This window comes from Desulfobacter sp. (genome assembly GCA_028768545.1).
Classification (GTDB): domain Bacteria; phylum Desulfobacterota; class Desulfobacteria; order Desulfobacterales; family Desulfobacteraceae; genus Desulfobacter.
In genome coordinates, this window is sequence record CP054838.1 from 49,447 (window position 1) to 73,722 (window position 24,276).

27 protein-coding genes are annotated in these 24,276 nt (G+C 48.8%); 9 read left to right on the plus strand and 18 right to left on the minus strand.

Going from position 1 to position 24,276, the window contains the following annotated elements:
• Window positions 1-26: 26 nt before the first annotated feature.
• From HUN05_00255 to HUN05_00305, 11 genes are all read right to left on the minus strand, one after another.
• The gene (locus HUN05_00255; GenBank protein ID WDP83791.1) at window positions 27-644 is read right to left on the minus strand and encodes a UbiX family flavin prenyltransferase; all 618 of its coding nucleotides are present in this window, start codon (window positions 642-644) and stop codon (window positions 27-29) included.
• Window positions 641-1,468 (minus strand): UbiA family prenyltransferase, encoded by an 828-nt coding sequence (locus HUN05_00260; protein ID WDP87848.1) that lies wholly within the window; start codon window positions 1,466-1,468, stop codon window positions 641-643. Before HUN05_00260 ends, HUN05_00255 begins: the two co-directional genes overlap by 4 nt.
• A gap of 85 nt (window positions 1,469-1,553) precedes the next feature.
• Entirely contained in the window at window positions 1,554-2,567 is a 1,014-nt protein-coding gene (gene amrS / locus HUN05_00265; GenBank protein WDP83792.1) for an AmmeMemoRadiSam system radical SAM enzyme, read from the minus strand.
• Window positions 2,564-3,337, minus strand: a complete 774-nt coding sequence (locus HUN05_00270; GenBank protein ID WDP83793.1) for a class I SAM-dependent methyltransferase — start codon at window positions 3,335-3,337, stop codon at window positions 2,564-2,566. Before HUN05_00270 ends, amrS begins: the two co-directional genes overlap by 4 nt.
• A 2-nt stretch (window positions 3,338-3,339) precedes the next feature.
• The gene (locus HUN05_00275) at window positions 3,340-4,104 is read right to left on the minus strand and encodes an AAA family ATPase (GenBank protein ID WDP83794.1); all 765 of its coding nucleotides are present in this window, start codon (window positions 4,102-4,104) and stop codon (window positions 3,340-3,342) included.
• 137 nt (window positions 4,105-4,241) lie between these two features.
• Window positions 4,242-4,799 carry a response regulator gene (locus HUN05_00280; GenBank protein ID WDP83795.1) on the minus strand — a complete coding sequence of 186 codons (558 nt, stop codon included), beginning with the start codon at window positions 4,797-4,799 and terminating at the stop codon, window positions 4,242-4,244.
• Window positions 4,800-4,849: 50 nt separating this feature from the next.
• Window positions 4,850-5,323 (minus strand): PilZ domain-containing protein, encoded by a 474-nt coding sequence (locus tag HUN05_00285; protein WDP83796.1) that lies wholly within the window; start codon window positions 5,321-5,323, stop codon window positions 4,850-4,852.
• Between the two features lie 33 nt (window positions 5,324-5,356).
• The gene (locus HUN05_00290) at window positions 5,357-5,587 is read right to left on the minus strand and encodes a hypothetical protein (GenBank protein ID WDP87849.1); all 231 of its coding nucleotides are present in this window, start codon (window positions 5,585-5,587) and stop codon (window positions 5,357-5,359) included.
• Window positions 5,568-6,728 (minus strand): hypothetical protein, encoded by a 1,161-nt coding sequence (locus tag HUN05_00295; protein ID WDP83797.1) that lies wholly within the window; start codon window positions 6,726-6,728, stop codon window positions 5,568-5,570. Before HUN05_00295 ends, HUN05_00290 begins: the two co-directional genes overlap by 20 nt.
• A gap of 56 nt (window positions 6,729-6,784) precedes the next feature.
• Complete coding sequence (locus HUN05_00300; protein WDP83798.1) at window positions 6,785-6,967, minus strand: hypothetical protein; 183 nt, start codon at window positions 6,965-6,967, stop codon at window positions 6,785-6,787.
• Window positions 6,968-7,040: 73 nt separating this feature from the next.
• A complete protein-coding gene (locus HUN05_00305; protein WDP83799.1) occupies window positions 7,041-7,922 on the minus strand; it encodes a GAF domain-containing protein in 882 nt (293 codons plus the stop codon).
• A gap of 182 nt (window positions 7,923-8,104) precedes the next feature.
• Here HUN05_00305 and HUN05_00310 point away from each other — a divergent pair, with 182 nt between their 5' ends.
• The 4 genes from HUN05_00310 (at window position 8,105) to HUN05_00325 (ending at window position 10,931) form a co-directional block, all read left to right on the plus strand.
• The gene (locus HUN05_00310; GenBank protein ID WDP83800.1) at window positions 8,105-8,902 is read left to right on the plus strand and encodes a helix-turn-helix transcriptional regulator; all 798 of its coding nucleotides are present in this window, start codon (window positions 8,105-8,107) and stop codon (window positions 8,900-8,902) included.
• Window positions 8,903-9,076: 174 nt separating this feature from the next.
• Complete coding sequence (locus HUN05_00315; GenBank protein ID WDP83801.1) at window positions 9,077-9,478, plus strand: DUF2000 domain-containing protein; 402 nt, start codon at window positions 9,077-9,079, stop codon at window positions 9,476-9,478.
• 523 nt (window positions 9,479-10,001) lie between these two features.
• Window positions 10,002-10,415, plus strand: coding sequence for a proline dehydrogenase family protein (locus tag HUN05_00320; protein ID WDP83802.1), 414 nt, complete (start codon window positions 10,002-10,004; stop codon window positions 10,413-10,415).
• Between the two features lie 189 nt (window positions 10,416-10,604).
• The gene (locus HUN05_00325) at window positions 10,605-10,931 is read left to right on the plus strand and encodes a hypothetical protein (protein ID WDP83803.1); all 327 of its coding nucleotides are present in this window, start codon (window positions 10,605-10,607) and stop codon (window positions 10,929-10,931) included.
• A 56-nt stretch (window positions 10,932-10,987) separates the two neighbouring features.
• Here HUN05_00325 and HUN05_00330 read toward each other — a convergent pair whose 3' ends face one another.
• Complete coding sequence (locus HUN05_00330) at window positions 10,988-11,506, minus strand: peptidylprolyl isomerase (GenBank protein ID WDP83804.1); 519 nt, start codon at window positions 11,504-11,506, stop codon at window positions 10,988-10,990.
• Between the two features lie 168 nt (window positions 11,507-11,674).
• A complete protein-coding gene (locus tag HUN05_00335; protein ID WDP83805.1) occupies window positions 11,675-12,304 on the minus strand; it encodes a GGDEF domain-containing protein in 630 nt (209 codons plus the stop codon).
• 214 nt (window positions 12,305-12,518) lie between these two features.
• On the opposite strand from HUN05_00335, the gene HUN05_00340 reads away from it, so the two are divergent.
• Window positions 12,519-13,733 (plus strand): ISL3 family transposase, encoded by a 1,215-nt coding sequence (locus HUN05_00340; GenBank protein WDP83806.1) that lies wholly within the window; start codon window positions 12,519-12,521, stop codon window positions 13,731-13,733.
• Here HUN05_00340 and HUN05_00345 read toward each other — a convergent pair.
• From HUN05_00345 to HUN05_00355, 3 genes are all read right to left on the minus strand, one after another.
• Window positions 13,703-14,158, minus strand: coding sequence for a hypothetical protein (locus HUN05_00345; protein WDP83807.1), 456 nt, complete (start codon window positions 14,156-14,158; stop codon window positions 13,703-13,705). The genes HUN05_00340 and HUN05_00345 overlap by 31 nt on opposite strands.
• 126 nt (window positions 14,159-14,284) lie before the next feature.
• Window positions 14,285-15,922: an L-glutamate gamma-semialdehyde dehydrogenase gene (gene pruA / locus HUN05_00350; protein ID WDP83808.1), complete on the minus strand. Its 1,638-nt coding sequence runs from the start codon at window positions 15,920-15,922 to the stop codon at window positions 14,285-14,287.
• A gap of 3 nt (window positions 15,923-15,925) precedes the next feature.
• Entirely contained in the window at window positions 15,926-17,506 is a 1,581-nt protein-coding gene (locus HUN05_00355; GenBank protein WDP83809.1) for an aldehyde dehydrogenase family protein, read from the minus strand.
• A gap of 113 nt (window positions 17,507-17,619) precedes the next feature.
• Here HUN05_00355 and HUN05_00360 point away from each other — a divergent pair, with 113 nt between their 5' ends.
• The 4 genes from HUN05_00360 to HUN05_00375 all read left to right on the plus strand — a co-directional run bounded on the left by HUN05_00360 (window position 17,620) and on the right by HUN05_00375 (window position 20,357).
• The gene (locus tag HUN05_00360; GenBank protein WDP83810.1) at window positions 17,620-18,516 is read left to right on the plus strand and encodes a LysR family transcriptional regulator; all 897 of its coding nucleotides are present in this window, start codon (window positions 17,620-17,622) and stop codon (window positions 18,514-18,516) included.
• Between the two features lie 184 nt (window positions 18,517-18,700).
• Window positions 18,701-19,255 carry a DUF4402 domain-containing protein gene (locus HUN05_00365; protein WDP83811.1) on the plus strand — a complete coding sequence of 185 codons (555 nt, stop codon included), beginning with the start codon at window positions 18,701-18,703 and terminating at the stop codon, window positions 19,253-19,255.
• Window positions 19,256-19,259: 4 nt separating this feature from the next.
• Window positions 19,260-19,745, plus strand: coding sequence for a DUF4402 domain-containing protein (locus HUN05_00370; GenBank protein WDP83812.1), 486 nt, complete (start codon window positions 19,260-19,262; stop codon window positions 19,743-19,745).
• Window positions 19,746-19,931: 186 nt separating this feature from the next.
• Window positions 19,932-20,357: a hypothetical protein gene (locus HUN05_00375; protein ID WDP83813.1), complete on the plus strand. Its 426-nt coding sequence runs from the start codon at window positions 19,932-19,934 to the stop codon at window positions 20,355-20,357.
• Here HUN05_00375 and HUN05_00380 read toward each other — a convergent pair.
• Complete coding sequence (locus tag HUN05_00380; protein ID WDP83814.1) at window positions 20,349-20,600, minus strand: hypothetical protein; 252 nt, start codon at window positions 20,598-20,600, stop codon at window positions 20,349-20,351. The two genes, HUN05_00375 and HUN05_00380, sit on opposite strands and share 9 nt — an antisense overlap.
• Before the next feature lie 222 nt (window positions 20,601-20,822).
• Window positions 20,823-24,257, minus strand: a complete 3,435-nt coding sequence (locus HUN05_00385) for a hypothetical protein (GenBank protein ID WDP83815.1) — start codon at window positions 24,255-24,257, stop codon at window positions 20,823-20,825.
• Window positions 24,258-24,276 lie beyond the last annotated feature (19 nt).

A 24,276-nucleotide genomic window follows, 5' to 3' on the forward strand; every position in this document is an offset into this window, starting at 1 on the left:
GACGGTAAAATCATTTTCCACGGGTGTCAACTGCCCCAGCGCCTTAGCAGGTCATGTTCTGCCCCAAGGTGATCCATGATTCTTGCCACCACAGTGTCAGCCAGGTCTTCCATGGTCTTGGGAAAGCTATAAAACGAAGGACAAGGCGGCAAAATAACAGCCCCTGCCCGGGCTGCTTTGGCCATGTTTTCAATATGAATAAGGTTGAGCGGGGTTTCCCTGGGCACCAGAACCAGGGGCCGTTTTTCCTTGAGGCTCACATCACAGGACCGGGTCATAAGGTTGTCAGCATAGCCGGAAGCCACGGCAGACAATGTTTTCATAGAACAGGGGGCCACGGCCATGCCCTGGTGAACAAAGGAGCCTGAGGCCGGTGCTGACCCTATTTCATCCTGGGTAAAAATCTCAATTTTTTCCAGGCTGGTTTTTGACATGCCCTGCCGGATAAGAAGGTCCCCAAAGGATTCATGGGCAAGCATGGCCATCTCATGGGCCAATACCTTAAGCCCCGCACAAGAAAGAATGACCAGTACCCGGCCAGAGGTCTCGGCCAGGGCCCTGACCAGACGAACACCGTAAATACTGCCCGAAGCCCCGGAAATCGCGACCACATATGTTTTGCCGATATTCAGATTTGAATTCATCTTAACAAGGTCTCCACCACCACCCCGATGAGCAGGGCCACCGAGACGATGGAATTCATATGAAAAAATGTTAAATTAATCCGGGTTAAATCTTCCGGACGGACCAATTGGTGCTCAATGATCAGAACCAGGCCGATCAGGCCTAAAAAAACCAAAAATACAGGGTGCATGCCAAAGGCAAAAAACATGGCCACAAAAAAAACCATGGTCATGGAATGCAGCAATCGTGCAACGTTCATGGCATTTTTTGCCCCAAGGGTTGCCGGCAGGGAAAACAAGCCCTGTTCCCGGTCAAAATCAATGTCCTGGCAGGCATAAAGAATGTCAAACCCGGCAATATAGGTCCAGAGGCTCATGGACAAAAATATAATGCCCGGGTCCAGGGTATTGGTAATGGCCACCCAGGCTCCGACAGGGGCAAGGCCGATGGCAAACCCCAGATAAACGTGGCAGTAGGGGGTGAACCGTTTGGTATAAGAATAAAACCCAAGAAAAAAAAGTACGGGAAACGAAAGGATAAAACAAAGTCCGGAGAGCATGGCCGAGGAAAATATAAAAATCAAACAGGATATCCCCACAAAGAATATGGCCTCTTTTGGGGATAATACCCCGCTAGGAATCTCCCGGACAGCGGTTCTGGGATTTTTTTCATCAATCCGGGCATCCACAATCCGGTTGAAGCCCATGGCACCGGACCTGGCACTGACCATGGCCGTAAGAATCCAGGCAAGATCCCAAAGGGAAAAGGGATGGGACTCCCAGGCCAGGATCACGGCGGACAGGGCAAAGGGCAGGGCAAAAATGGTATGGGAAAACTTGATCATCCTGCCGTAGTCCAGGGTCTTTTGGGTGAATTGTTTTTTTATAGCTTGGGGTTTCATCTGTTTTATTGCCTTAATTATTTTGGATTCAATAGATCCCGTAGACCGGGTGTCCGCATTCAGGACAGCATCCCTGGACAAGATAATTTTCGACCCCATACCCCTGGCGCCTGACCACCAGAGCATTGCAGGCCCGGCAAAAGGTGTTTTCCCTGGCGCCGGGAACATTGCCCGTGTATACGTGATAAAGTCCTGCTGAAACACCGATATCACAGGCCTGCTCAAGAATTTTTACCGGGGTGGCGGCCCTGTCCTGAAGCCTGTATGCCGGATGGAACCGGGACAGGTGCCAGGGGGTCTCAGGCCCGAGTTCCCGGGAAATAAACCCGGCCATTTTTTCCAGCTCGTTTGGATCATCATTCAGCCCCGGGATGATCAGGGTGGTCACCTCGACCATCATGCCCTTTTGTTTCATCAGTTTCAGGCTCTCTTTTACCGGCCCGAGCCTTGCCCTGCAATATTGCTTGTAAAAATCTTCATTAAAGGCCTTTAAATCCACGTTTGCCGCGTCCAGGACAGGGGCTGCAAGGTCAATAAGTTCAGGGCTCATAAAGCCGTTGGTGACAAAAATATTGTACAGCCCTTTTTCCTTGGCCAGGCGTGCTGTCCCAAGGGCCAGTTCAAAAAAAACCGTAGGTTCAGTATAGGTATAGGAAATACTTTCACACCCCCGGGCCATGGCCTGGGCCACAATATCCTCGGGTTCAATTTTTTTGCCCATGATCCAGGCCTCAGGTGTCAGCCCTTGGGGCATCTGGGCAATATCTGAATTCTGGCAAAATTGGCACCTGAAGTTGCACCCCATGGTGGCAATGGAAAAAGAGGTCGAGCCGGGTTTAAGGTGAAAAATAGGTTTTTTTTCTATGGGGTCGGAACCGGCTGAAACCAGCCGGTCATAGACCAGGGAAACCAAGAATCCGTTCTGATTTTCCCTGACCCTGCACCGGCCCTGTTTTCCCGGGGCGATCCTGCAATAATGGTTGCAGGCAAGGCATTTGACCATTTTCTCTTCTAAGGGTTCAAAAAGCTTGGCCGGCCTCATTCTTTGATTCTCATTCCCGTGGCAAGCCCTGTGGCAGGCTTGTAACTTTTTGGCTTCCGGATCTTCAAGGTCAGGGGCCGGGTCCTGAACTTGGGAACCGGCCGGATACGCATGCCGATAAAGGTGCCGTAATAGGACTTTTGCACCAGCTTTAAATTTTCCACCCGTGCGGCCCAGGTGCCCGAGACAAAGGGAAACTGAAGGGTGGTTCCCCATTTAACAGGCACCCGGCCCAAAATGGTTTTAAGCATCATTTTCAACTCTCCCACACTGAAAAACTGGGCATGTCCATAAATGCCGGGGAAAAAAAAGCTTTTAAACCGCCGGGCCATATTCAGGGGCGCATACCGGTTGAGCACCCCGATCACCACCCTGTCCTTGGCCACCCGGCAGGCCTCTTCAATGGCCTTGGCCGGCCGGTCCGTAAACTCCAGACTGGTAAACAGCAAGGCCGTATCAAATGCATTATCGTCAAAGGGAAGATCCTCAGCAGGTCCCCTGTGAAGATCGACCTGGCTGCCCAGCCGGGCAGCGGCCTTGTCCAGCATATATGGAGAATAATCAATGCCGGTCAGGCTCATGCCCTGGTCCAGAAAAGGCACCAGGCTGATGCCTGTGCCGCAGCCGATATCCACAAGGCGCTGGCCCGCTTTGGGGTTGACCAGATCACGGATTAATTTGATTTCAAGGTCAAGGCCGTGCCTGGATTTCGGCCGCTCAAACCCGGCATCATAGCCCTGGGCATCCTTGAAATCAAATACATATCCCATGATCAGCCCATGATCTCCTTGGCCTTTGCCATGAGCTGATCCACGGCCTTAACCGCTGGAGAGTCGTCAGGCAGGTCAATCAAAGAGCGCTGTTCCATATCAAACTCCAAAAGATTATTATCATCGGGAATGGTCGCCACAATCGGCACCCCGATTCTTTCCACCTCATCCAAAAACGCCTGGCTTAATTTTTCCGGGGCCCGGTTGACAATAATCCCCTTTTCTTTGACATCCAGTTTCAGATCCCCCAGCATGGAGTTGATCCGGCCCACAGCCCGCAGCCCTCTGAGGGCATAATCTGTCACCAGAAGCAAAATATCCACCTTGCCGCTGGTTCTCCGGCTCAAATGCTCCATGCCGGCTTCATTGTCCACCAGCAGATATTTATAGTTGCTCTCCAATTGCTCGGCAAACCGGTTCAGAATATTATTGACCATGCAATAGCAGCCCTGGCCTTCCTGGCGGCCCATGACCAGCAGGTCATAGGATTTTTCCTCAATCAGAACCTGGTTCATGAGCATTTCAAGGTAGAGCATCTTGTCCATGCCCGCAGGCACACCCTGGGGATCTTTCATAAAATTTTCCCTGATGTCTCCCACGGTATTTTCTATGTTAAGCCCCAGGGTCTCCCCCAGATTTGAGTTGGGATCTGCATCAATGGCAAGAAGAGGATCAGAATTTTTCTTGGCAAAATATCGGGTCACCAGCGCAGAAACGGTGGTTTTTCCCACACCGCCCTTGCCGGCCATTGCAATTACTTTACTCATAGTCGCTCCATTGGTTACGGTGAAAAACACCTTAAGTTAATCAAATTCAAACCAGGTTAAATTCAACGTCCTTAACATAACGCAATCCATGAAAAAAGCAATTGGGCATACCCAAAAACTTGAGAAACGGCCAGGCCTTAAGATTGGCTTTTTTTATACCATGAGGTCTCTTTGTAGAGTTTATGCATGCAATCAGGGCATATTCCGTGGGTAAAAAGCACCTGGGAGTGGGCTTCCAGATAGGCATCCACCTCTTTCCAGTATCCTTTTTCATCCCTGATTTTCTTACAGCTGGCACACATGGGCAAAAGCCCTCTAAGGGCGTTAAGATCAACATGGGTCCTGATCCGGGCCAGAAGTTCGGCAGAATTAAAAGGCTTGGTCACATAATCCACCCCGCCGGCCTCAAATCCTTTGACCACATCTTGGGTATCGGTTTTTGCGGTCAGAAAAATCACATGGATATGACAGGCACCCACATCTTGTTTCAATTGCCGGCACACCTCATATCCATCCATTTCAGGCATCATAATGTCCAAAAGAATCAAGTCAGGCGACTCTTTTTGAACAAAGTTGATGGCCTGGCTCCCGTTCTGGGCCATGGCCACCTCATACCCGTTGTCAGAGAGCAACCGACCTAAAAACTGTAGGTTTTTAGGTTTATCATCCACCGCAAGAACCAAATTTTTTTTCATTTACCTGACCTTAAAAATGATGAAAACCAACCTTAAAGACTCTAGCCTGACTAATAAAACCGAAGGGGGGTCTTTTTTTCTTCAGTTGATAATGACTGAACATAGCGCAGCAATTTTTCCCGTTCCGTCATTTTCATGTTCACAAACTCAACCCCCATGACATAGCCTGTTCCCATGGGCCTGTGCTTGATGCGAACCACTCTGGACAATACAGACAGATCAATAGAACGGATCAAAATCTTCAGCATGACAAAATTATCCAAAGGGAAATAATAACCGGTCTGGAACTGCATGCCGCTCACAGAGATATCCTTGACCCGGATGCGCATCTCTTCTGCGTCATCGGTTTCAGATACGCTCTTGGTCTGGTCAATGCCCTCTGCCTCCGGAAGCCCGTATTTTTCAACATACCAGGCCTGGTCCTCGTTGGATAAAAATAAAATTTCAAACTGAAGATCCACTGAAATCCGCTGGTGCTGACGACACTGGATATTGTAGCATTTCTCGTTGATAAAAATGTCCACAAGATCCGGGCCAAACTGACTGCCCTTGCCCTCTTATAAAATAGACAAGGCCTTTTTAACCGGCATTGCCTTTTTATAGGGTCGGTCATAGGCGGTCAGGGCATCATACACATCAACAATGGCCAGAATCCTTGCCGAAAGCGGCAGCCGATTCTCTTTTAGCCCGTAAGGATACCCTTTGCCGTCCACGCGTTCATGGTGGGCCGATGCCAAAAAAGGCACGGGCGCATTCCCATTTTCCCGGTTATACCGCTGGCACTGGATTGTGCATGTTTGCCATCTGCTTCAGGCAGTTCCAACGCCCTGCTTTATAAAATGATCGCAGCATAATCATTTTTTCTGCATTCTCCCGATACCAAAAGATGCATGGACCTTTAAGACGTAAATTCACGACTCTCCGAATCGAACTTTCAATAGCACCGCTGCCAATAGGTAAGTTCAACGCTTTTACAGTTGAGAAATTAAGCCTCAGTTCATTGCGCACAAAATAATCCCGTTCCGTCTTGATAGCCTTACTGTTTCTGCCTCTACAAAGCTTCTGGACGGCCTGTACCACCTCAATCGCCTTTCCCTTCAGCAGAAGACCTCGCTGCTTCGATACCCAGCGTTTGCGTTCCTTGGATGACCAGGTCTTCCTTAAGCCTGCTACTGTACCCAGATGCTCAACTGCATGGTAGAAATCGAGAAGTTCATACACACGCTCAGGAGCCAAACCCAATGCTTTTAGCAGTCCGGGGATTCGATTCCAAATCCAATGTGCCCCATCTGCAACAAACAGTATTTTGTCTGAGTTCTGAATATGAAGGGAGTTCAAATAACCCTTTAACAAGTGGAATACACCATCCGGTCCATTGAAACAGCCATCAATAAATGGTGAAAAGCTTTTTTCTTGTTTTCCATGGGCGTCCACTACATAAATGATCAAAAGCTTGGGTTCTCGCCATGCCCCACGAAATCGGGTTCTATCCTTTTGGGTTTTTGGTCCCCTTTTCTTCTCTCTGAGCCGAGTGCGGCCACCATCAGTGCTGATAACGACTCGCCGCCCTTCAAGTAAATCTCTATCATTTAATGGGATTCGGCCCGCTTGTTGTTCGGCTCGAGCCCGCTCTGCGTACCGATAGGTCAGTTTACGGATGACCTTTATACCCAACGTCATCCCACGGTCACAAAGCACTTGACGGACTTCTTCAAAAGAACTTAATAAGGCTGACCAAGAACTCACCATAGAAGCCAAAGCAGGCGAGCAGCGATCATGGATTCCAAGAAGGATTAAGCCAGCGTATGCACCTTTATATCTTTTTCCTTTTCGGCGGTCACAGGACCTTCGATAGTATCGAACATGAATATCAACCGAACTATCTGTACAAAGCTGAATCCAAACGGTCTCAAGCCCTTCGCTTTTCATCCGTCCCGGCCAATTGGACATCAATTCTTTTTCTTGGTCGACCTGTTCAGAGGAATCTACTGAGGCCTGGATCTTTTTTTTAAAAAAAAGGCGCTTATCCGATTTGTATACTCAAGGATTTCCTGCTCCATCTGTTCTAATTCGTTAGCGTTACGAACCAAGCGATTTGGATCTTCTTCCAGTTCTTTGAGGCATGCAAGGACTTCATCAACAGTATTACAATCTTCAGCTTTCTTCATTAGCACAATCCATTTATGTTCATTTCAGCGTAACAGAGGATATCATTCTTTTTGCTCTAAAAGACAGGCCTTTTTAAAACCGGGAAAATAGGAATGCGCCCAAAGGCACATTCTTCAAATCCCTTGAAAAGTGGACCTGTTCTAAAATCTCGCTGGTATAGGCCGCATGCTCCTGGACCTTTTTATACTCTTCGGGGGTAAGACGGTCCGCCTTTAAAAGCACATCATCCCTGACCCCGATCTTACCGATATCATGGAGCCAGGAGGCCACTTCCATTTCATTTAAGGCATCGTCGTCAAGTCCGCAGGCATGGGCCAGCCGTGACGAGTACAGGGCCACCCGCTGTGAATGCCCGGCTGTGACCGGGTCCCGGGCATCAATGGTTTTTGACAAGCTCGAAACCAGACTTTTAAACAAAAGTTCATTTTCTTCATGAAGCATTGTATTTTCAATGGCCACGGCCGCATTATTGGAAAATACCCCCAGCAGTTTTTCATCATATTCGGTAAACACCCCGTGCTTTTTGTTCAAGACCTGGGTCATCCCGATGACATCCCCCTCCCGGGTAATCAGGGGCATGCACAAAATACTTTTGGTGCGGTAATCGGTTTCCTTGTCCACATCCGGGTTGAACCGGCTGTCCTTGTAAGCATCTTCGATATTGATGGGTTTGCGGGTCTGGGCGACACTGCCGGCAATGCCCTTGTCCAAAGGGAAGCGGATCTCGTTGACCCCGGACTGCTGAATAAATCTGGAATAAAATTCATTATTTCCATAATCGCAGAGAAAGATAGAACTCACATCAGCGTTCAACACCCTTGTGGCACCCTCCATGATAATTTTCAACAACAGGTCAAGGTTTTTTTCCACTGCCATGCGATTGGTAATTTCTAAAATTTCATGAAGGTCATGAACCTGTTTTTCTACGTCCGGCGCCCCCGACAATGTAGTCATTTCAATTTCCCCGCCATTGAAAATTAATATAAACCCGCCCCGGTCATAATACCAGGACAGATTCTATTCGGATTTTACCATCATAGATACCACCCCGGGATTGAAAAATCAATTTTGATTATAGGGAGTTGGATCTGAACTTTGGAGTTGATCCCATGGGGTAAATCCGGTATATCCCTGGCATGAAAAAAAACAGGGCCACCCGCATCCTTCGCAATCAAAGTATTCCTTTTATGGAGGTCAAGGCAGGGGCAGAAAGAACCTATTCAGTGCGCAGGCATTCCCATGACACCCTCTCCTTTGGGTTTGTGGAAAAAGGGTCCTCAAAAATTATCTGCCAGCCCTTGGAATTTAATATAATGGAAAACCAGGTGATTCTCATCCCGCCAGGAACCATCCACCTTTGCCAGCCTAAAAATGCGGATCAGTTTATTTTTAAAATGCTCTATATTTCTCCTGAATGGCTCCAAACAACATTTAACCTGGACATGAATTCAATCAAAGCCGGCACAGCATCTTTAACGCCTGAAATGCGCGATGAAAAAAACCTGTTTTTTGACCTGTTTGAAAAATCAAAAGATCGGATGCTTGAAGAGACCCATGCCATATTTTTTCTGGCCCAAATTTTATTCTCCGTATTCGGCCTGACACCCGGACCCGAGCCGAACAGTCCTGAACAAAAAGACTTGGACCCGGTCAAAGCCTTTTTGGACAATCACTTTACCCGGGATATCCAATTGGAAGATCTTGAAACCCTGACAGGGATGAATAAATTTTCCATCTTACGAAGGTTTAAAAAACGCTGGCACCTGCCCCCGCATGCGTATGTGATCAACAAACGAATTCTTCTGGCCAAAACAATGCTCAAACAATCCCATACCGTTGCAGATACCGCTGCTGCCTGCGGATTTTTCGACCAGAGCCATTTTGTAAAAACCTTTAAAAACGTCGTGGGCATCCGACCTTCAGCCTATAAATAAATCATCTGCAATTTTTTACAATCTTAAAAATTTTTCCTTGGATAATATGTCCTGAATAACGGCCATGGCCGACCTGGCATCTCCCCTGGTTTTGCCCACAGCAAATCATGAAAGACCTCAAGAGATTGGCCTGATTTTTTTTTCATATAACCCAATAAACATTCAGGAGGAAAAATGAAAATCGTCATTCTGGTGAACCCGTCCCTTGGACCTGGCCTGGCAGCCAATACCGCTGCCGTTCTGGGCATCAGTCTGGGACATCGGCACCCCGCCATTATCGGACCGGACCTGTTGGATCATTCAGGCACTCTCCATCCGGGCATCACCCAAAAAAACATCCCCATCCTGGGCTTGGACAGCCAAGGGTTAAAAACCATTTATGATAAAGCCCGCAAGATAAAGGGCATTGAAATCCTCGGGTTTAACACCATTGCCCAGAAAAGCCGCCATTATGAGGAATACGGCAAAAAACTGGCAGCCCTGGCCACCCGGGATATTGATTTTTCAGGGATCTGCCTGAAAGGCCCGAAACTGTCCATAGAAAAACTCACCGGGGCCTTGCCCCTGTTAAAATAAAGGAGAATGGCCGTGAATCTATGGCAAAAGGCAATGATATATCTGGCCACCCATCCTAAAATCAAACAGGCCGTGGAAAACAAATCCCTGGTCCGGAAACTGGGCCAACGGTATATCGGGGGAAAGGATGAATCTGATTTGATTGGAAAATCCCTGGACCTTAAATCCTCGGGCATGGGTACGTCCTTTTTCTGTCTTGGTGAATATATCAGGGATGCCCGGGTGATTGACCAGACAATTACATCGCTTAAAACAACTATATTGCTTGCCCGCAGGGTCGGGCTGAATCTTCACACCTCCATTGCCCCCACCCAGGCAGGACTCATGATTTCAAAAAGATGCTGTCAGAATAACCTTGAAGATCTTGCCTATTGGATCAAACAAGGGGCAAGGGCGGGATCCAGGGACCTGCTGATGATGGATATGGAAGATGCAGCGGTGACCCGGGATACCCTGAACATTTTCCACAACCTGAGATCCCAGGGTCTGCCTGATCAGAACTCCCGGGGACCTCGGCCCTGTCATGGAAAAAAGCACTGCGGTCCGGCTGGTCAAAGGAGCGTTTGCAGAGAAACCAAAGATCGCCCTTCAGCCGGGCAATGCCGTGGACCGGGCCTATCTGTCCCTGGCAGACCGGCTTTTGGATCCCCAAGCCATTGAACAAGGCGTATTTCCCGTTTTTGCCACCCATGACCCAATCCTCATAAAAAAAATCATCGCCAAGGCCCAGGCGCGAAAAATTTCTGCTGATCAATTTGAATTTGAAATGCTTTTAGGTGTCAGGCCCGAACTTCAGAAAAACCTGACAAACCGAAATTTCCAGGTCCGGATCTACCTTCCCTATGGAAAGGATATCTGGCCCTATGCCATCCGCCGGGTGGGAGAAAACCCAAAAAATTTTAAATTTTTAATTAAATCCATACTCACCGCAAAATGAGACAGATTTGATACAAAATCCGAGGAATCTGTCTCTTCTTCTTGTGCCTTGAGACAAATACATTTTTGCAAAAAATCGCAACTCTTTGAAATAAATAAGTTTTTATTTTTTGGCACTATGATTGCGGATCCAATCTTAAGACAAACGGCCAGACCCTTTTAACCCAACCATAGAAAACGGAGCGATTCAATGAAACGTTTAAGTGTTTATTTTAGCCTGGCGATCCTTGTTTTTGGATTCGGCCTGGCCCATGCCGAGTGCAAAAAAGGCCATACCGATCAAAATCCCCATAAAATGGGCAGAATTCAAAATACAAGTTTTGAGGATATGGACCTGGATAAAAGCCAGGGGGTAAGTTTTGAAGAATTCAAGGCCCTCTTTCCACAAACCAGTCAAAGGGGATTCAACACCCTGGACACGGATAAGGACGGTCAGTTGAACAAGGCGGAATGGAAGGTGTTTAAAGATGCTCACAAAGGCATGGGAAATGATAAAAAAGCCCCTGAAACCACCTGACCCAAAGAAAAAAGGTCCGGAGCCCCAAAGGGCTCCGGACCGATAAAAACAAAGGCTTAATGAGTGCAGGACCCTTCACAGCCTGAACCGCAGTCTTTGGCGTCTGTGCCGCAACCGCAGCCGCAGTCATGACTCGGCGGGGTCAGTCCTGTTGCTGCGACGGTGATGTCAAAAACCAGGGTCTCACCGGCCAAAAAATGATTGATATCCATCTTGACCATATCATCGGTAATTTCTGCCACCCGGGCCGGGACAGGGCGTCCTTCGGGATCCTGAAGCTCGAGTTCAAGCCCTTCAACCAGGGGAATTTCATCCGGGATATGTTGTTTGGGCACATCCACAAAGGCCTCCTCGTTTCTAAGGCCGTATCCCATTTCAGGGGGAATGGTTACGGTTTTTGATTCCCCTTTTTTCATGCCCACAACCGCCTGGTCAAACCCTTTGATCAGCATGCCCGCTCCCACGGTAAATGCCAGGGGGTCTTTGCCTTCGGATGTATCAAACACCTCGCCGTTTTTAAGTTTTCCCGTATAATCTACGGCAATGGTGTCCCCTGATTTAATTGCGTTGCTCATAAAACCTTTCCTTTGAGATTCCAGAATGGATTGGATGGAATCTGATGCCCGGGGGTCAACTCTTTCCCCGGTGATTTTTAAAAATACCCCGTCAAGATATGCATAACCAAACTTTGAACAAAGTAAGGGCAAACTAGGACCTTGTCCAATTTATTTTCTTATTAAATTTTATTCTTGATAGATTTCAACCCGGTTCCGGCCTTTTTCCTTGGCCTTGTAAAGCATGGTATCGGCCCGGGAAATCAGGGTCTGCATTTGCTGCCCCTTGCAGGGTAAGACCTGGGCCACCCCCATACTGACCGTTGTTTGGACGGTCTTAGATTCAAAGGTCAACTCAGAGCGTTCAATTTTCTGCCTGAAATCCTCTGCCAGCCCATGGGCTGCACCCGGGGGCAAATCCGACATCAATACCACAAACTCCTCTCCTCCAAACCGTGCAATGATATCGGTCTTGCGCCTGAACACCTGGCCAAGGATGTGAGAAATCATTTTTAAATACTCGTCCCCGCAAAGATGACCAAATCTGTCGTTAACCTGTTTGAAAGAATCAATATCCGCAATCATCAATGACAACCGTGATTTATTGCGCATGGCCTCCTGCCACTGAATCTCCAATGCCGTATCAAAATATCTGCGGTTGTAAAGCCCTGTGAGCCCGTCTGAATTGGAAATCTTTTCAAGGCCTTTTGTTTCCTGTTCAAGCAGGGCCTCGTTCTTAAGGGCCGTATGGTACTCTGTATTGCCCCGGATGGACATGAACGCCATATAGGCTGAAAACATGCAAAGCAGGACAAGCAAGGGCAGATTAACCTCCCAAAAAGCTGCAACAAAAGCACCGGGCCAGAGGGTAAACATATTAAAAAAGGTTCATCAGAAAATCGCGTACCTGGACTGAGAAACATCACTGGGAAGGCAATAACACAGTAAGGATTTTTATGCTTGAAATGATGGTGTGAACATGATCATGTTCTAATTTTTTTGTGTTATTCGCACAAAATCGGAGAATGAATTAATGTCCACAAGCTTCATATACCATGCCTTTGGCCTTCGTGACTACTTTTATAAAACAACACGTTTCATCGGTGGAATAATCACTTTTGAACTCATACCAAAACCGGAGGCGGTAAAATGCCCGGAATGTAATTCCAGGTCCGTCACCAGGAAAGGGATTGTGACAAGAGATCTCAGAACAATACCGGTAGGTTCAAAACCCGTGATTCTCAGGACGGCTATCCAGAGAATTTGGTGTTCGTTCTGTCAATTTGTCCGGCAAATCAAACTATCCTTTGCCCAGGAGGGGAAAAGCTATACCCGGGCTTTTGAACGGTATGTCTTGGAGTTGTCTCAGTTCATGACAATCAAAGATATTGCCATCCATTTAAGGATCAGCTGGGATACGATAAAGCAGATCCAGAAAGAAGACCTGCTGAGGCGTTATCGAAATATCCCCCTTGAGAAAGTCCGGCAGATTGCCATAGATGAAATTTCCATAGGGAAAGGGCATAAATACTTGACCATCGTGATGGATCTGGAATCCGGTAGAATTCTGCACGTGGGAGAAGGAAAAGGTGGTGAAGCTTTGAAATCTTTTTGGACAAAAGTGAAAATATCGAAAGCAAAAATCAAAGCCGTCAGCATCGATATGTCCCCGGCATACTTGAGTGCTGTTATTGAAAATCTTTCTGGTTCAGCAATTGTCTTTGACAGATTTCATGTTGTTAAATTGTTCAATGAGAAACTGTCGGATTTCAGGCGAAAGCTCTACAACCTTCTTGCCAATACCGGGCAACAAAAACTTCTGAAGGGAGTCCGGTGGCTTTTGTTAAAAAATCCCGAAAACCTCAGTGATGACAAGAAGGAGGCCCAACGGTTAGAAGAAGCATTGAAAATAAATCAGCCGCTATTGGTAGTCTACTACATGAAAGAGGAACTCAGGCAAATATGGAATCAAAAGAAAAAAGAAACAGCTGAAAAGATAGTCAGCAATTGGATCAATCTGGCCAATATTTCCAAAATTCCAATGTTGATGAAATTTGCCAAGACCTTGGCTGTGCACAGGCAAAGAATCCTTTCATACTATGATTACAGGATATCTACAGGTCCTTTAGAAGGGACAAATAACAAGATAAAAACCATGAAACGGAAAGCTTATGGATACAGGGATTCGGAGTTTTTCAGGTTGAAACTTTTGGACCTTCACAATAAAAGGTACGCATTAATCGGATGAACCTTAAAAAAAATAGCCGCCCATAAATTGGGGCTGAAAGACATGCAGCCGCCGGCACATATGCCGATGGTGCAGACCACCATGAGCATCTGGATATGCATCTCTTGAAGCTGGGTCATAACCTTTGCAAATCCGACCCCCCAAATCAGGGCCGTGAATCCCACCCCGGCAAAAAAAAGGGCCTGGTTGGTTTTGCCCATCCAGGTTCGCAGCCAGGGCTCCATCAGGACATAGACAAAGCGAAGCAGGCAGATGCCGGTAATGGAGAAAAAAAACAAACTTGAGAACCCTGGATGACGGAAAAAATATCCATCGGAGAAAACCACCACCCCCAATGCAATCGTATATATAAAAATCCCCACAAAAGACCTTTTCTTAAGGTCCGGCATCATTCGCGGGGTCATCTCCTGAATACAATCGTCCACAACCGCCCCTTTTTATAACCTGTTTTTTTTGCAACGAACCATAACAGAAAAGCTGAAAATTAACTATTACTAATTTTCAGCTTTTCTTCTTTCCTTTACAAAGGGGCAATTAATTATATTTCAGCATTATTCTTTGGCATCCGCCATAAAGGGATAGGGATAGTCTTCAGGCGGAACAAAAGTCTCTTTGATGGTTCTCGGAGAGGTCCATCGGATCAGGTTAAGATAGCTTCCTGCCTTATCATTGGTCCCGCTTTTACGCCCGCCGCCGAATGGCTGCTGGCCCACCACAGCCCCGGTGGGCTTGTCATTGATATAAAAATTGCCGGCCGTGTGGGTCAGCCTTGCCATGAGGCGGTTGACCACGGCCCTGTTCTCTGCAAAAATGGCCCCGGTCAAAGCATAGGGACTGGTATTGTCCAGAAGATCCAAGGTCGCATCCTCATCCTTATCCGCATAAACATAAACGGTCAGGACCGGTCCGAAAATTTCCTGGGCCAGGGTCTCGTAGGAGGGATCTTGGGCCAAAATCACCGTGGGTTCGATAAAATATCCCTGAGACTTGTCCGTTTTTCCCCCGATGATGACCTGGGCCTTGTCTGAGGCCTGGGCCCGTGAAATATACCCGTCAATGGTATCAAAGGCATGCTCGTCAATCACGGCATTGACAAAATTTTTAAATTCCGTAACCGGACCCGTCTTGATGGTGGCAATCTTTTGTTCCAGTTTTGCCTGGATTTCCGGCCACAGGGACTGGGGCAGATAAATCCGTGAACAGGCAGAACATTTCTGACCCTGGAATTCAAAAGCACCCCGGACCGCTGCCGTCACCACCTCATCCACAGGGGCTGACGCATGGACAAAAATATAATCCTTGCCCCCGGTTTCCCCCACAATCCTGGGGTAGGATTTATAGGTATCGATATTTTCCCCGGTTTTCTGCCACAGGGCCTGGAAGACCTTGGTGGATCCTGTAAAATGGATCCCGGCAAAATCTTTATGGCCGAGGAGAATCTCTCCGATCTGGGAGCCTTTTGAGGGAACAAAATTGATCACCCCGTCGGGCAGGCCGGCCTCCTTGAAAATCTCCATGAGGAAAAACCCTGACAATACTGCCGTTGTGGCAGGCTTCCACACAATGGTATTGCCCATCATGGCCGGGGCCGTGCACAGGTTCCCTGCAATGGCCGTAAAATTAAACGGGCTCAAGGCAAAGACAAAGCCTTCCAAAGGGCGATATTCAAGCCGGTTCCACACCCCTTTTTCACTCCTGGGCTGGCGGGTATAAATCTCTTCCATATACTTGACGTTGAACCGTAAAAAATCCACAAGCTCGCAGGTGGCGTCTATTTCTGCCTGGAATGCATTTTTGGACTGGCCCAGCATGGTGGCGGCATTGATCTTGTGGGTATATTTTTGTGAGATCAGGTCTGCGGCCTTGAGAAAAATGGCGGCCCGCTCCTCCCAGTCCATGGCCTCCCAGGCCGGCTTGGCAGCCATGGCCGCATCAACGGCCGCCCGGATCTGCCCTTCGTCTGCCATGTGAACATGACCCAGGATATGGCCATGGTCATGGGGACAGACAATCTCCCTGACATCTTTGGTCTCAAGGCACTCTCCATTGATAATGACCGGGACGTCAACTCGTTCTCCCAGTTGACGGTCAAGCTCCGCCTTGAGCCGGGCACGTTCAGGACTGCCTGGAGCAAAAGTTTTTACCGGCTCATTATAAGGGTTGGGCAATGTAAATACACTATTGGTCATTTTTTAATCCTCACTGATATTAAATTCAATTCCCTGAGCCAAAGGAAGATCCTGGCCCCAGTTGATGGTATTGGTCTGTCGTCTCATGTAAATTCTCCAGGCATCAGACCCGGATTCCCTGCCCCCGCCGGTCTCTTTTTCCCCGCCAAATGCCCCGCCGATCTCAGCACCCGAGGTGCCGATGTTCACATTGGCAATGCCGCAGTCAGATCCTTTGTGGGATAAAAACCCTTCCTGGTATTGCATGGAACCTGTAAACACGGCAGAGGAAAGCCCCTGGGGCACATTGTTGTGGATGGCCAGGGCCTCATCAAACGTTTCATACTCAATAATGTAAAGAATAGGGGCAAAGGTCTCTTCCTGGACAATGGGAAATTCATTTTCAGCCAGAACCAGGGCCGGAATCACATAACTGCCCTTTTCACACCCCTCAACTTTTGTCCTGCCCCCGCCGTAAAGGACCGTTCCGCCCTGGGAGACTGCCGCCTCAAGGGCCTGGTCCATGGCCAGGGCAGCACCTTCATCAATGAGCGGCCCCATGAGGGTCTCTTCATCCAAAGGATTGCCGATCTTCACCTGTTTATAGGCAGAGACCAGGCCGGAGATAAACGTCTCCCGCACAGAGGCCTGAACAATAATCCTTCGGGTGGAGGTGCAGCGCTGACCGGCCGTGCCCACAGCCCCGAACAGGGTGGCCCGGATGGCCATGTCCATGTCTGCATCCTCGGTGACAATAATGGCGTTGTTCCCCCCAAGCTCCAGAAGGGAACGGCCCAGCCGTCCGCCCACCACTTTGCCCACATGCTTGCCCATGGCGGTCGAACCTGTGGCTGAAATCAGAGGGATCCTGGCGTCATGAAGCAAGGGCTCTCCCACCTCGTCCCTGGGGCCGATGACCAGATTAAAAATCCCGTCAATATCATATTTGTCCACCACCGGGGCAATGATGTTCTGAATGGCAATGGCCGTCAGCGGGGTTTTGGAACTGGGTTTGAACAGAGAGGCATCCCCGCACACCCCGGCAAGGAGGGCATTCCAGGACCAGACCGCCACAGGAAAATTAAAGGCGGTAATAATGCCCACGATCCCCAGGGGATGCCATTGTTCGTACATCCTGTGCATGGGCCGCTCCGAATGCATGGTCAACCCGTACAACTGGCGGCTCAACCCAACGGCAAAATCGGCAATATCAATCATCTCCTGGACTTCACCCAAGCCTTCTGCCCTGATTTTTCCGGTCTCAAGAGAGACCAGGGCGCCCAGGGCCTCTTTTTTTTCTCTCAGGGCATTGCCGATATCCCGGACGATTTCCCCCCGCTTGGGGGCCGGCCTCATGCGGAACGTCTCAAAGGCTTTGCCGGCACGGGCCATAATGGTTTCATAGTCGTCTCTGCCCGCCTGGATCACCCGGGCAATGGGCGAGCCATTGATGGGTGAAAAGCTGGTCAGTTCAGGCCCGCAGGTCTTGATCCATCCCCGGGTTGCACCGGATGTGGCCCCGAAATTGACCTGGCCAAGGCCTAAAGTGTCTAAAATCTGCTTGATCTCTTTTGGATCAATCGTGCGCTTGGATGATTCAGTCATGACAATATCTCCTGAAATTAAAATGATTATTCTTGTAATATAACCCCGGAACAGTTAAAGTAAAATTCATAATATTTATCGTTGATATGAATTTTAATCATAGTTATTGAGCCATGGACCTTTATCATCTTAAAACCTTTTTTACCCTGGCCAAGGTGAAAAATTTCACCCGGGCGGCAGCCCTTCTTTTTGTGACCCAGTCGGCAGTCAGCCATGCCATTAAAAAACTTGAAATCTCAATTGACACCCCTTTGATCAAACGCCAAGGCAAAAGTCTGGATCTCACCCCGGCCGGCCATGCCCTGTACAGGTCCTGCGAAAAAATTTTCTATGAAATTGAAAAGGCAGACCAGAAAATTTCCAGGTACAAAAAAGAGGCCCAGATCACCATTCGCATCGGCAGCACGGTTGAGTTCGGCACAGCCATCCTGGTCAACCATATATGGGCCTTTTTAGATGCCCACCCGGACATTCATCTGGACTTTTTTTTCTCCCATTCTTTAGAGCCCCCCCTGGTCAGGGATGAGGTGGATCTTATCATTGACTGCTTTGCCCACACCCTGCCCAACCTGGAAAGAATCTATCTGTTCCAGGAGCAGTATGTGACCATTGCCTCCCCGAATTTTTTACGCACCCACGGCATCTCCACCCTGGACGACCTTGAACGGGTCAATATCCTGTCCAGCGACAAACAGCTGGCCTGGTGGCGCAACTTCATCACGGCCATCCCCGAGGCCAAACGCTCCTGCCTCAAACATGTGGTTCAGATCAACCATATCAGGGGGATCATCAACGGAGCGATTTCAGGCTTAGGCATCGGATTTGTTCCCAAGTACACCGTGATCCAGGAACTTGAACAAAAAATCCTTGTGGATCCTTTTCCCGGCATCAAGCCCGGGGCAGATCATTTCAATATTTTCATTAAAAAAGAAAAACTCGAATTTGAAAAAAACAAAGCCCTGATCAACTATCTCACCCGGCTAAAGCCCGAGGAATTCGGGGTGGGATAATCCTCCCCGCCATGTTCAAAAAAAGAAAAAATTGGGCAGATAAAGTTCAATTTTTTCAAAGAAGAGGTAAAGTTTAGGCTTTTCAATGTCGAAAAGAATAGTCACCTGTCTGGATTTAAGGTGGACCCGGACAGCTGAATCAGGGTATAAAAAGATATTCATCGGAAATGAGAAAGGAAAAAAAATGAGCTATAGACTGAAACCTTACCTTTTTGCAGTAATTGCCTTTTTGTGTATGACAATGACAGGAAGCGCCATTGCCGCCACCACTACGATTACGGCTAACGCAACCATTCAGACGGCCTCTTTAACCCTTACCCCGGTGACCAACTTAAATTTTGGAACCATTGTGGTCACAGGCGGTGCCAATATTCTCATTGATGCCACAGGAGGGGCTGCAGCCTCTGCCGTGGACTCCGGTCTTGCATCCATAACCGTTCCGGGAACCAGCGGTCTCGTGCAGGTGGACAGCCCTGTGGATGCCACAGTCAATATCACCTATACCGTTGCAGACAGCACATCTGCAGCAGATAAGCTTGACGATGGTGCCACCCACACCATGGACTTTACGGCAGCAAGCATGCACACTTACTCCACCGGCGGGGGAACCAACCCCGGCACCCTGGCTCTGACAGCCGGCACAACAGGAGATCTTCATATTGGCGGCCTTCTCCAGATCGGTGCTGCTCAGACTCCGGGCGCCTATTCAGGAACCATTACCGTTAATGTAAACTACTAGGGCAATGGCCCCCCCCAAAAAAATCCGACACATACTCGGCCTGGCCTCAGCCTGGTTTTTCACATGGCCGGCATTTCTCTATGCCGGCCATATATTATCTGTCCAGCCCCTATACTTTGGCAATATCGTCAATGCCCCGTCAGGAGATCAAATTGAAATTGATGCCTCAACAGGCCCTGCCCTGCCCAATGTCTACGGCGGGGGAAATTCATTTATAAACGGCGGGCACAGCGGATTGATACGGGTATTTTCAGATACTCCGGGAGAAACCATCACCCTGATATTTCCGGCCAGTGTGGGGGTGAGGGGAGCTCCCGCCTCCCACACAATCGACCAGTTCACCTTAAGATCTACAGCCAGCCCTGTGGTCAGCTCAGGTGTGGGCATATTGGACTTCCACATCGGGGCATTGCTTCATATCAACAGCGGACAGCCGGACAACAACTATAATTTTGACATTAACATCACGGTCCAATTTGATAATCCATGAACACAAGGAACAACTCTCTGCCATGAAATCATACGCTCTAAACCTTTGTCTTGTCCTATTAACTGCCTTTATCCTTGGGACAACGATTCTGGCATTCCCTGTTCATGCATTTAACCGGGGGGTGGTGCTCAGCCCGACCCGGGAGAATACCGGGCACACCTCAGGGTCGTACCCATTCCGGACCAATTGTCCAAACCGGCGGAAACCGGTAACACCGAGGGAGTTAGCGTCAGCCTGGATGTGGTCTTCAGTGTCACCATCCCCATCATTATCCGCCACGGCCAGGGGGATGTGAGCATTACCCCCGCAACTCCGGTAGTGAAAAAATGGGACTCACCCAACACCTATTCCCTGGAAACCCGGTTAACCCGAAAAGGACTTTACTCCTCCCATTTTAATATTCAGGCCTTTCACACAACATCCGGATCTAAGGCTGTAAAAATCGGTGAACTCAAGGGGCTTTCTTTTTATACGCCCAACCATTTCCAGATCGTGAACATCCCCTTAAAATCCCTGGAAACACTTCCCAAGGGTGTCATTCAGTTGAAAATCCAGGATCTTGAAAAAAAAGAAACCCCTGAAATGGGTTCATGGTCATTTAACTTAAAATAATAGACCAGCAGAGGCAAAATCCATGGGTCTGGCGTAAAGTCCTTTTTGTTCCAGGGCTGACGCCATATTCTTTGCATCAAACAGATCATCAAACTGTCCCATGATCACCCGGTACCAAATGCCCTTGTCTCCTAAATCGCTTCTCCTGATGGACAGGCGATCGTCAAGGCACCCCACGATTTCACTGATTGATTTAAGCCCCTGAACCGCATCGCCCACACTCCGGTAAGATGCCGTGTGCACACCGAACTGCCGCCCCTTTTCAACGGGCGGCAGTATGCTGATTTTTGTTTCATCTTTCCGGCCAGGGCCCTGGCCTGGAAAGAGAAGGCCATGTTTCCGGCAATCACCCGGTGCCAGATCCCTTTTCCAGCCCCAAGATCTGTTTTCTGGATGGTAAACTCTGCCTGTTCCAACAAGGCCTTATGCTTATTTTGCAGGTACCCGATACCGGCAACGGCCTTGTCAAGGGATCGGTATGAGGCCAAATGAAGTCCGTAGTGCTGTTTGACAGCCGCCTTGGCAGCCGTTTGACTGATCTCTTTTACCCATTTTAATTTTGGAACGGCCGCAATATTGGGGGGGGGGTTGGGTTTTGGATGGCAATGGAATGGATTCAAGGCCAGGTCGTGTTTGAACCTGGGCTTGTTTCCCCGGCCCGGCAGGGATTTCACCCCTTTCAGACGCCTGGGAAACTGGCGTTGGAGACAATACACCTGGTTTTTCCAGTTTGTCGCCGGGCAATGATCCAACCGGTCCAATTTCCCGGGATTGGGCAGCCAAACCATTGTCCCGGACCCGGGCAGGGTCTTCTTGGGCCAGAACAGGTGTTGCCGCCATGGCCCCAGGATCTGGCCTTTCATAGGTGAATACCAGGTCATGACCGTTGACCACAGTCCCGTCATCCCCTATGGTGACGGGCAGCAAAGCCATTGCCCGGGTTCCCAGATCTTTTTCAAAATCAGGCGCCAGCCTCACTGAATACCTTCCCGGGGGAACTTTCATAAACAGGTAAAACCCGTCATATTCTGACTTGATCTCCTGAATCACTTTTCCGGAATTGTCCAAAAGCTGAAGCGGGGCATGATTCAGACTCTTTTTCTCCCCTTTAAGATTTTCCAAAAACAGGGTACCGTCAACCTCCCCTGTTGTGATCACCGGGATATCAACAATTTGTACATGGCCCGGCCTGGGCAATATGGATTTTCCCTGTTGCCCGGGTTCCCAGAACGGATCCTCCAGCGTCTCTGTTTTCAGGGTGATGTCTGTGGGTATATTTTTTCTTAACCCTGTGATAAACCCGATGCCGTCAGCATCGGTTTTAGCGGTTTTATATGCCTGATCTGCCTGGACCTCGGCGCCTTCCAGGGGCTCATCCCCCTGGTCAAAAACCGTGTTGCTGTTTTTATCCAGAAAAACCCGGGCAGAAACAGCGCCCTGGTCAGCCTGGCGGATGGACGAAAATTTTACTTTTTTGGACCTGGGTTCCATGCCCATTGAGGTGGAAAAAGATAAGAACCCAGTGAATTCATCATTGGAATTATAGGAAACACGGGGAGAGAGGATAAATTTCCCGTTATTCCAGTTGACCCCCAAAGAGCCTGTTGTCAGATCATCGTTCTCCATATCATGGGTAAAACTGAGTTCAGAGTTGAGTTCCCGGGTCAGGTCGTAAAGTCCTGAGACCCCGGCCTGATCCAGCCCAAATTCCGGATACATATTATAGTTCAAATGGGTCCGCAGCCTTAATTTCCCAAGCTGGGACGTGGTCTGAACCGATCCTTCCACATTGGAATTTCCTTCAGGCGCGTTGGTATCATCCTTGTACTGAAGATAATTATTCACATAGGTATTGTTCAGATTGGCTGAAAACCGTGCACCCAGGATCCGCTCCTCCGAGGTCTCCCGCCGGGTATTTTTAAAACTCAGGGAAAACGGAATCTGAGTGATATCCTCAAAGGCGTTCAGGGTACCAAAGGTGGAAATATCGGTTCTATACTTAATCTTGTTGGATTGATCGGTTTCTCCCTCTTTGATAAAATTGTGATACACCTGTTGTTTGAGCCTGAAATCCAAGTTTCCAAACCTTTTCTGGCCCGTGACTTCAATGGCGTCTCCCCCGTTCAGATCATGGATATAATCGCCGCTGACATAGGCCTCTTCAATCTGGCCCTGGGCACCGATATTCACATAATGATGGGTCTCATCATTGATATCCTGGGAGAGCAGCCCCCCCTGGAAGGCCAGATCCCGGCTAAGCCCATAACGGTATCTGGCCTGAAGCCTTAAAGATTCCTTGTCTGCCGTTTCAGGTATATACTGCCTTGCATCAAACAGCCTTTCATCTTTCTGGGATACTGAAAACTGGTATTGATGCTCACCCGGCTTGATCATGCCGGCCCCCACGTTGATGCGCTTGATCTCTTCTTTTTCCTGGCCCTGGGGACCGTAGAATTTCAAAAGAAATTCATTGTTTCCATAGTAAAGAGGAACATCATCAAAATCATACCGGCCCTTGGTTCCCACCCGCTGGCTGCTGAGAAGCATTCCGTTTCTGTACAATTCAAAATCCCAGCCCGGTGCCATATTACCGGAAAAAAAAGTGGTATCATATTCACCGGGCATATCAAGGGGCAGGTTCTCCAGGGTGGCGCCCCGTTCATATTTTCCGCCGTCTATAACGGGAAACCCGGGGATACGGACATCCCCGATGCCGATGCGGGTGGCATTTAAGGGACCGAGAAGTCCCCCGTCAGGATCCTCCCGGGCCAATGTCAGCCGGGTGGTGCTAAAGGGTTCGTTTTCATCCCCTGTCATATAGAGTTCCGAATTCATGAAACCAAGATCCCCTCTACCCAGAAGGTAATAGTTCCCCCTTCCCCCCCCATGGATGGATTCTGTATCCTTATAGTCTCCTGAAAAGCCGAAATCCACAAACATGGGATCAATAAAATTGTATTCCGGCGGTTTTAAGGGAAGTTTCGCTGCATTGGGTTTACGGCCCCTTTCCCTCCTCTGGAGCTGTTCTCTATCCAGACGGGCCTGAAAGGGCAACGTCTCTTGGGGATCTAAAACCAGGGATTGATCACTAAAATCATAGGTAAACCCGACAGGAAACCAGTCTTCCAATGCCCGGGTATCCACAAAGACCTCATCTTCCCCGGTCATAAACTGATCCGGTCCAAGCTGAACACTTTGGCCGTCAACCTTTCCCTGTCCGGACGCAATATCCAGGTAAACCCTTCGATCCTCGGTTAAAAACCACCCCTTGACCTCTTTTTGCGCCATATGGGTGTGAATATTAAAGTCAAGAATCCTGGCCAACTCTCCCAGGGGAACCAGCAGGGCATCAGACCTGTGGTATCCCATGAGCGACGGGCTCAAGATATGGTTCCCGGCCCTGACATTTAAAATCACTTCCTGAAGGCGGTTCTCCGGATCATTGGCGGGCAAGGCTTGGGCAACGGAACTGCCGGCCGCAAGATCCTGACCCCAAAGCTTTGGCCTGGCCCCAGCCGGATTCAAGGAATGAATTTCCGGCAGATCAGGTGCTTGTTTTTTTGGGGCAGACAGGCCCATGCGATTTGAATCAAAAAGATGAATTCCCTGACGGCTGATCTTCCGGGTTAACTCGTCAAACCGGGTTAAATCGATTTGTCTTCCCTGGCGGGCATTCCCCAACAATTTATGACGGGCCACGATCATCTCCGCCACCTCAAAGGCCGGGCCGTCAGTTTGTTGACGAAGTGCCATCCATTTGCCGTACTGGGTCGTGGGCCTGAGCAAAGCTGTTGCCGCCTCAATGGTATAAGCGCTGGAAAATGTATCTATGCCTTTCCCAACAGGAGATTTGGGGACCGGCCCCTCCCTGATGGGAAACCCATGAGAAATCGATGTCATCCCTGGTATTCCAAAATAT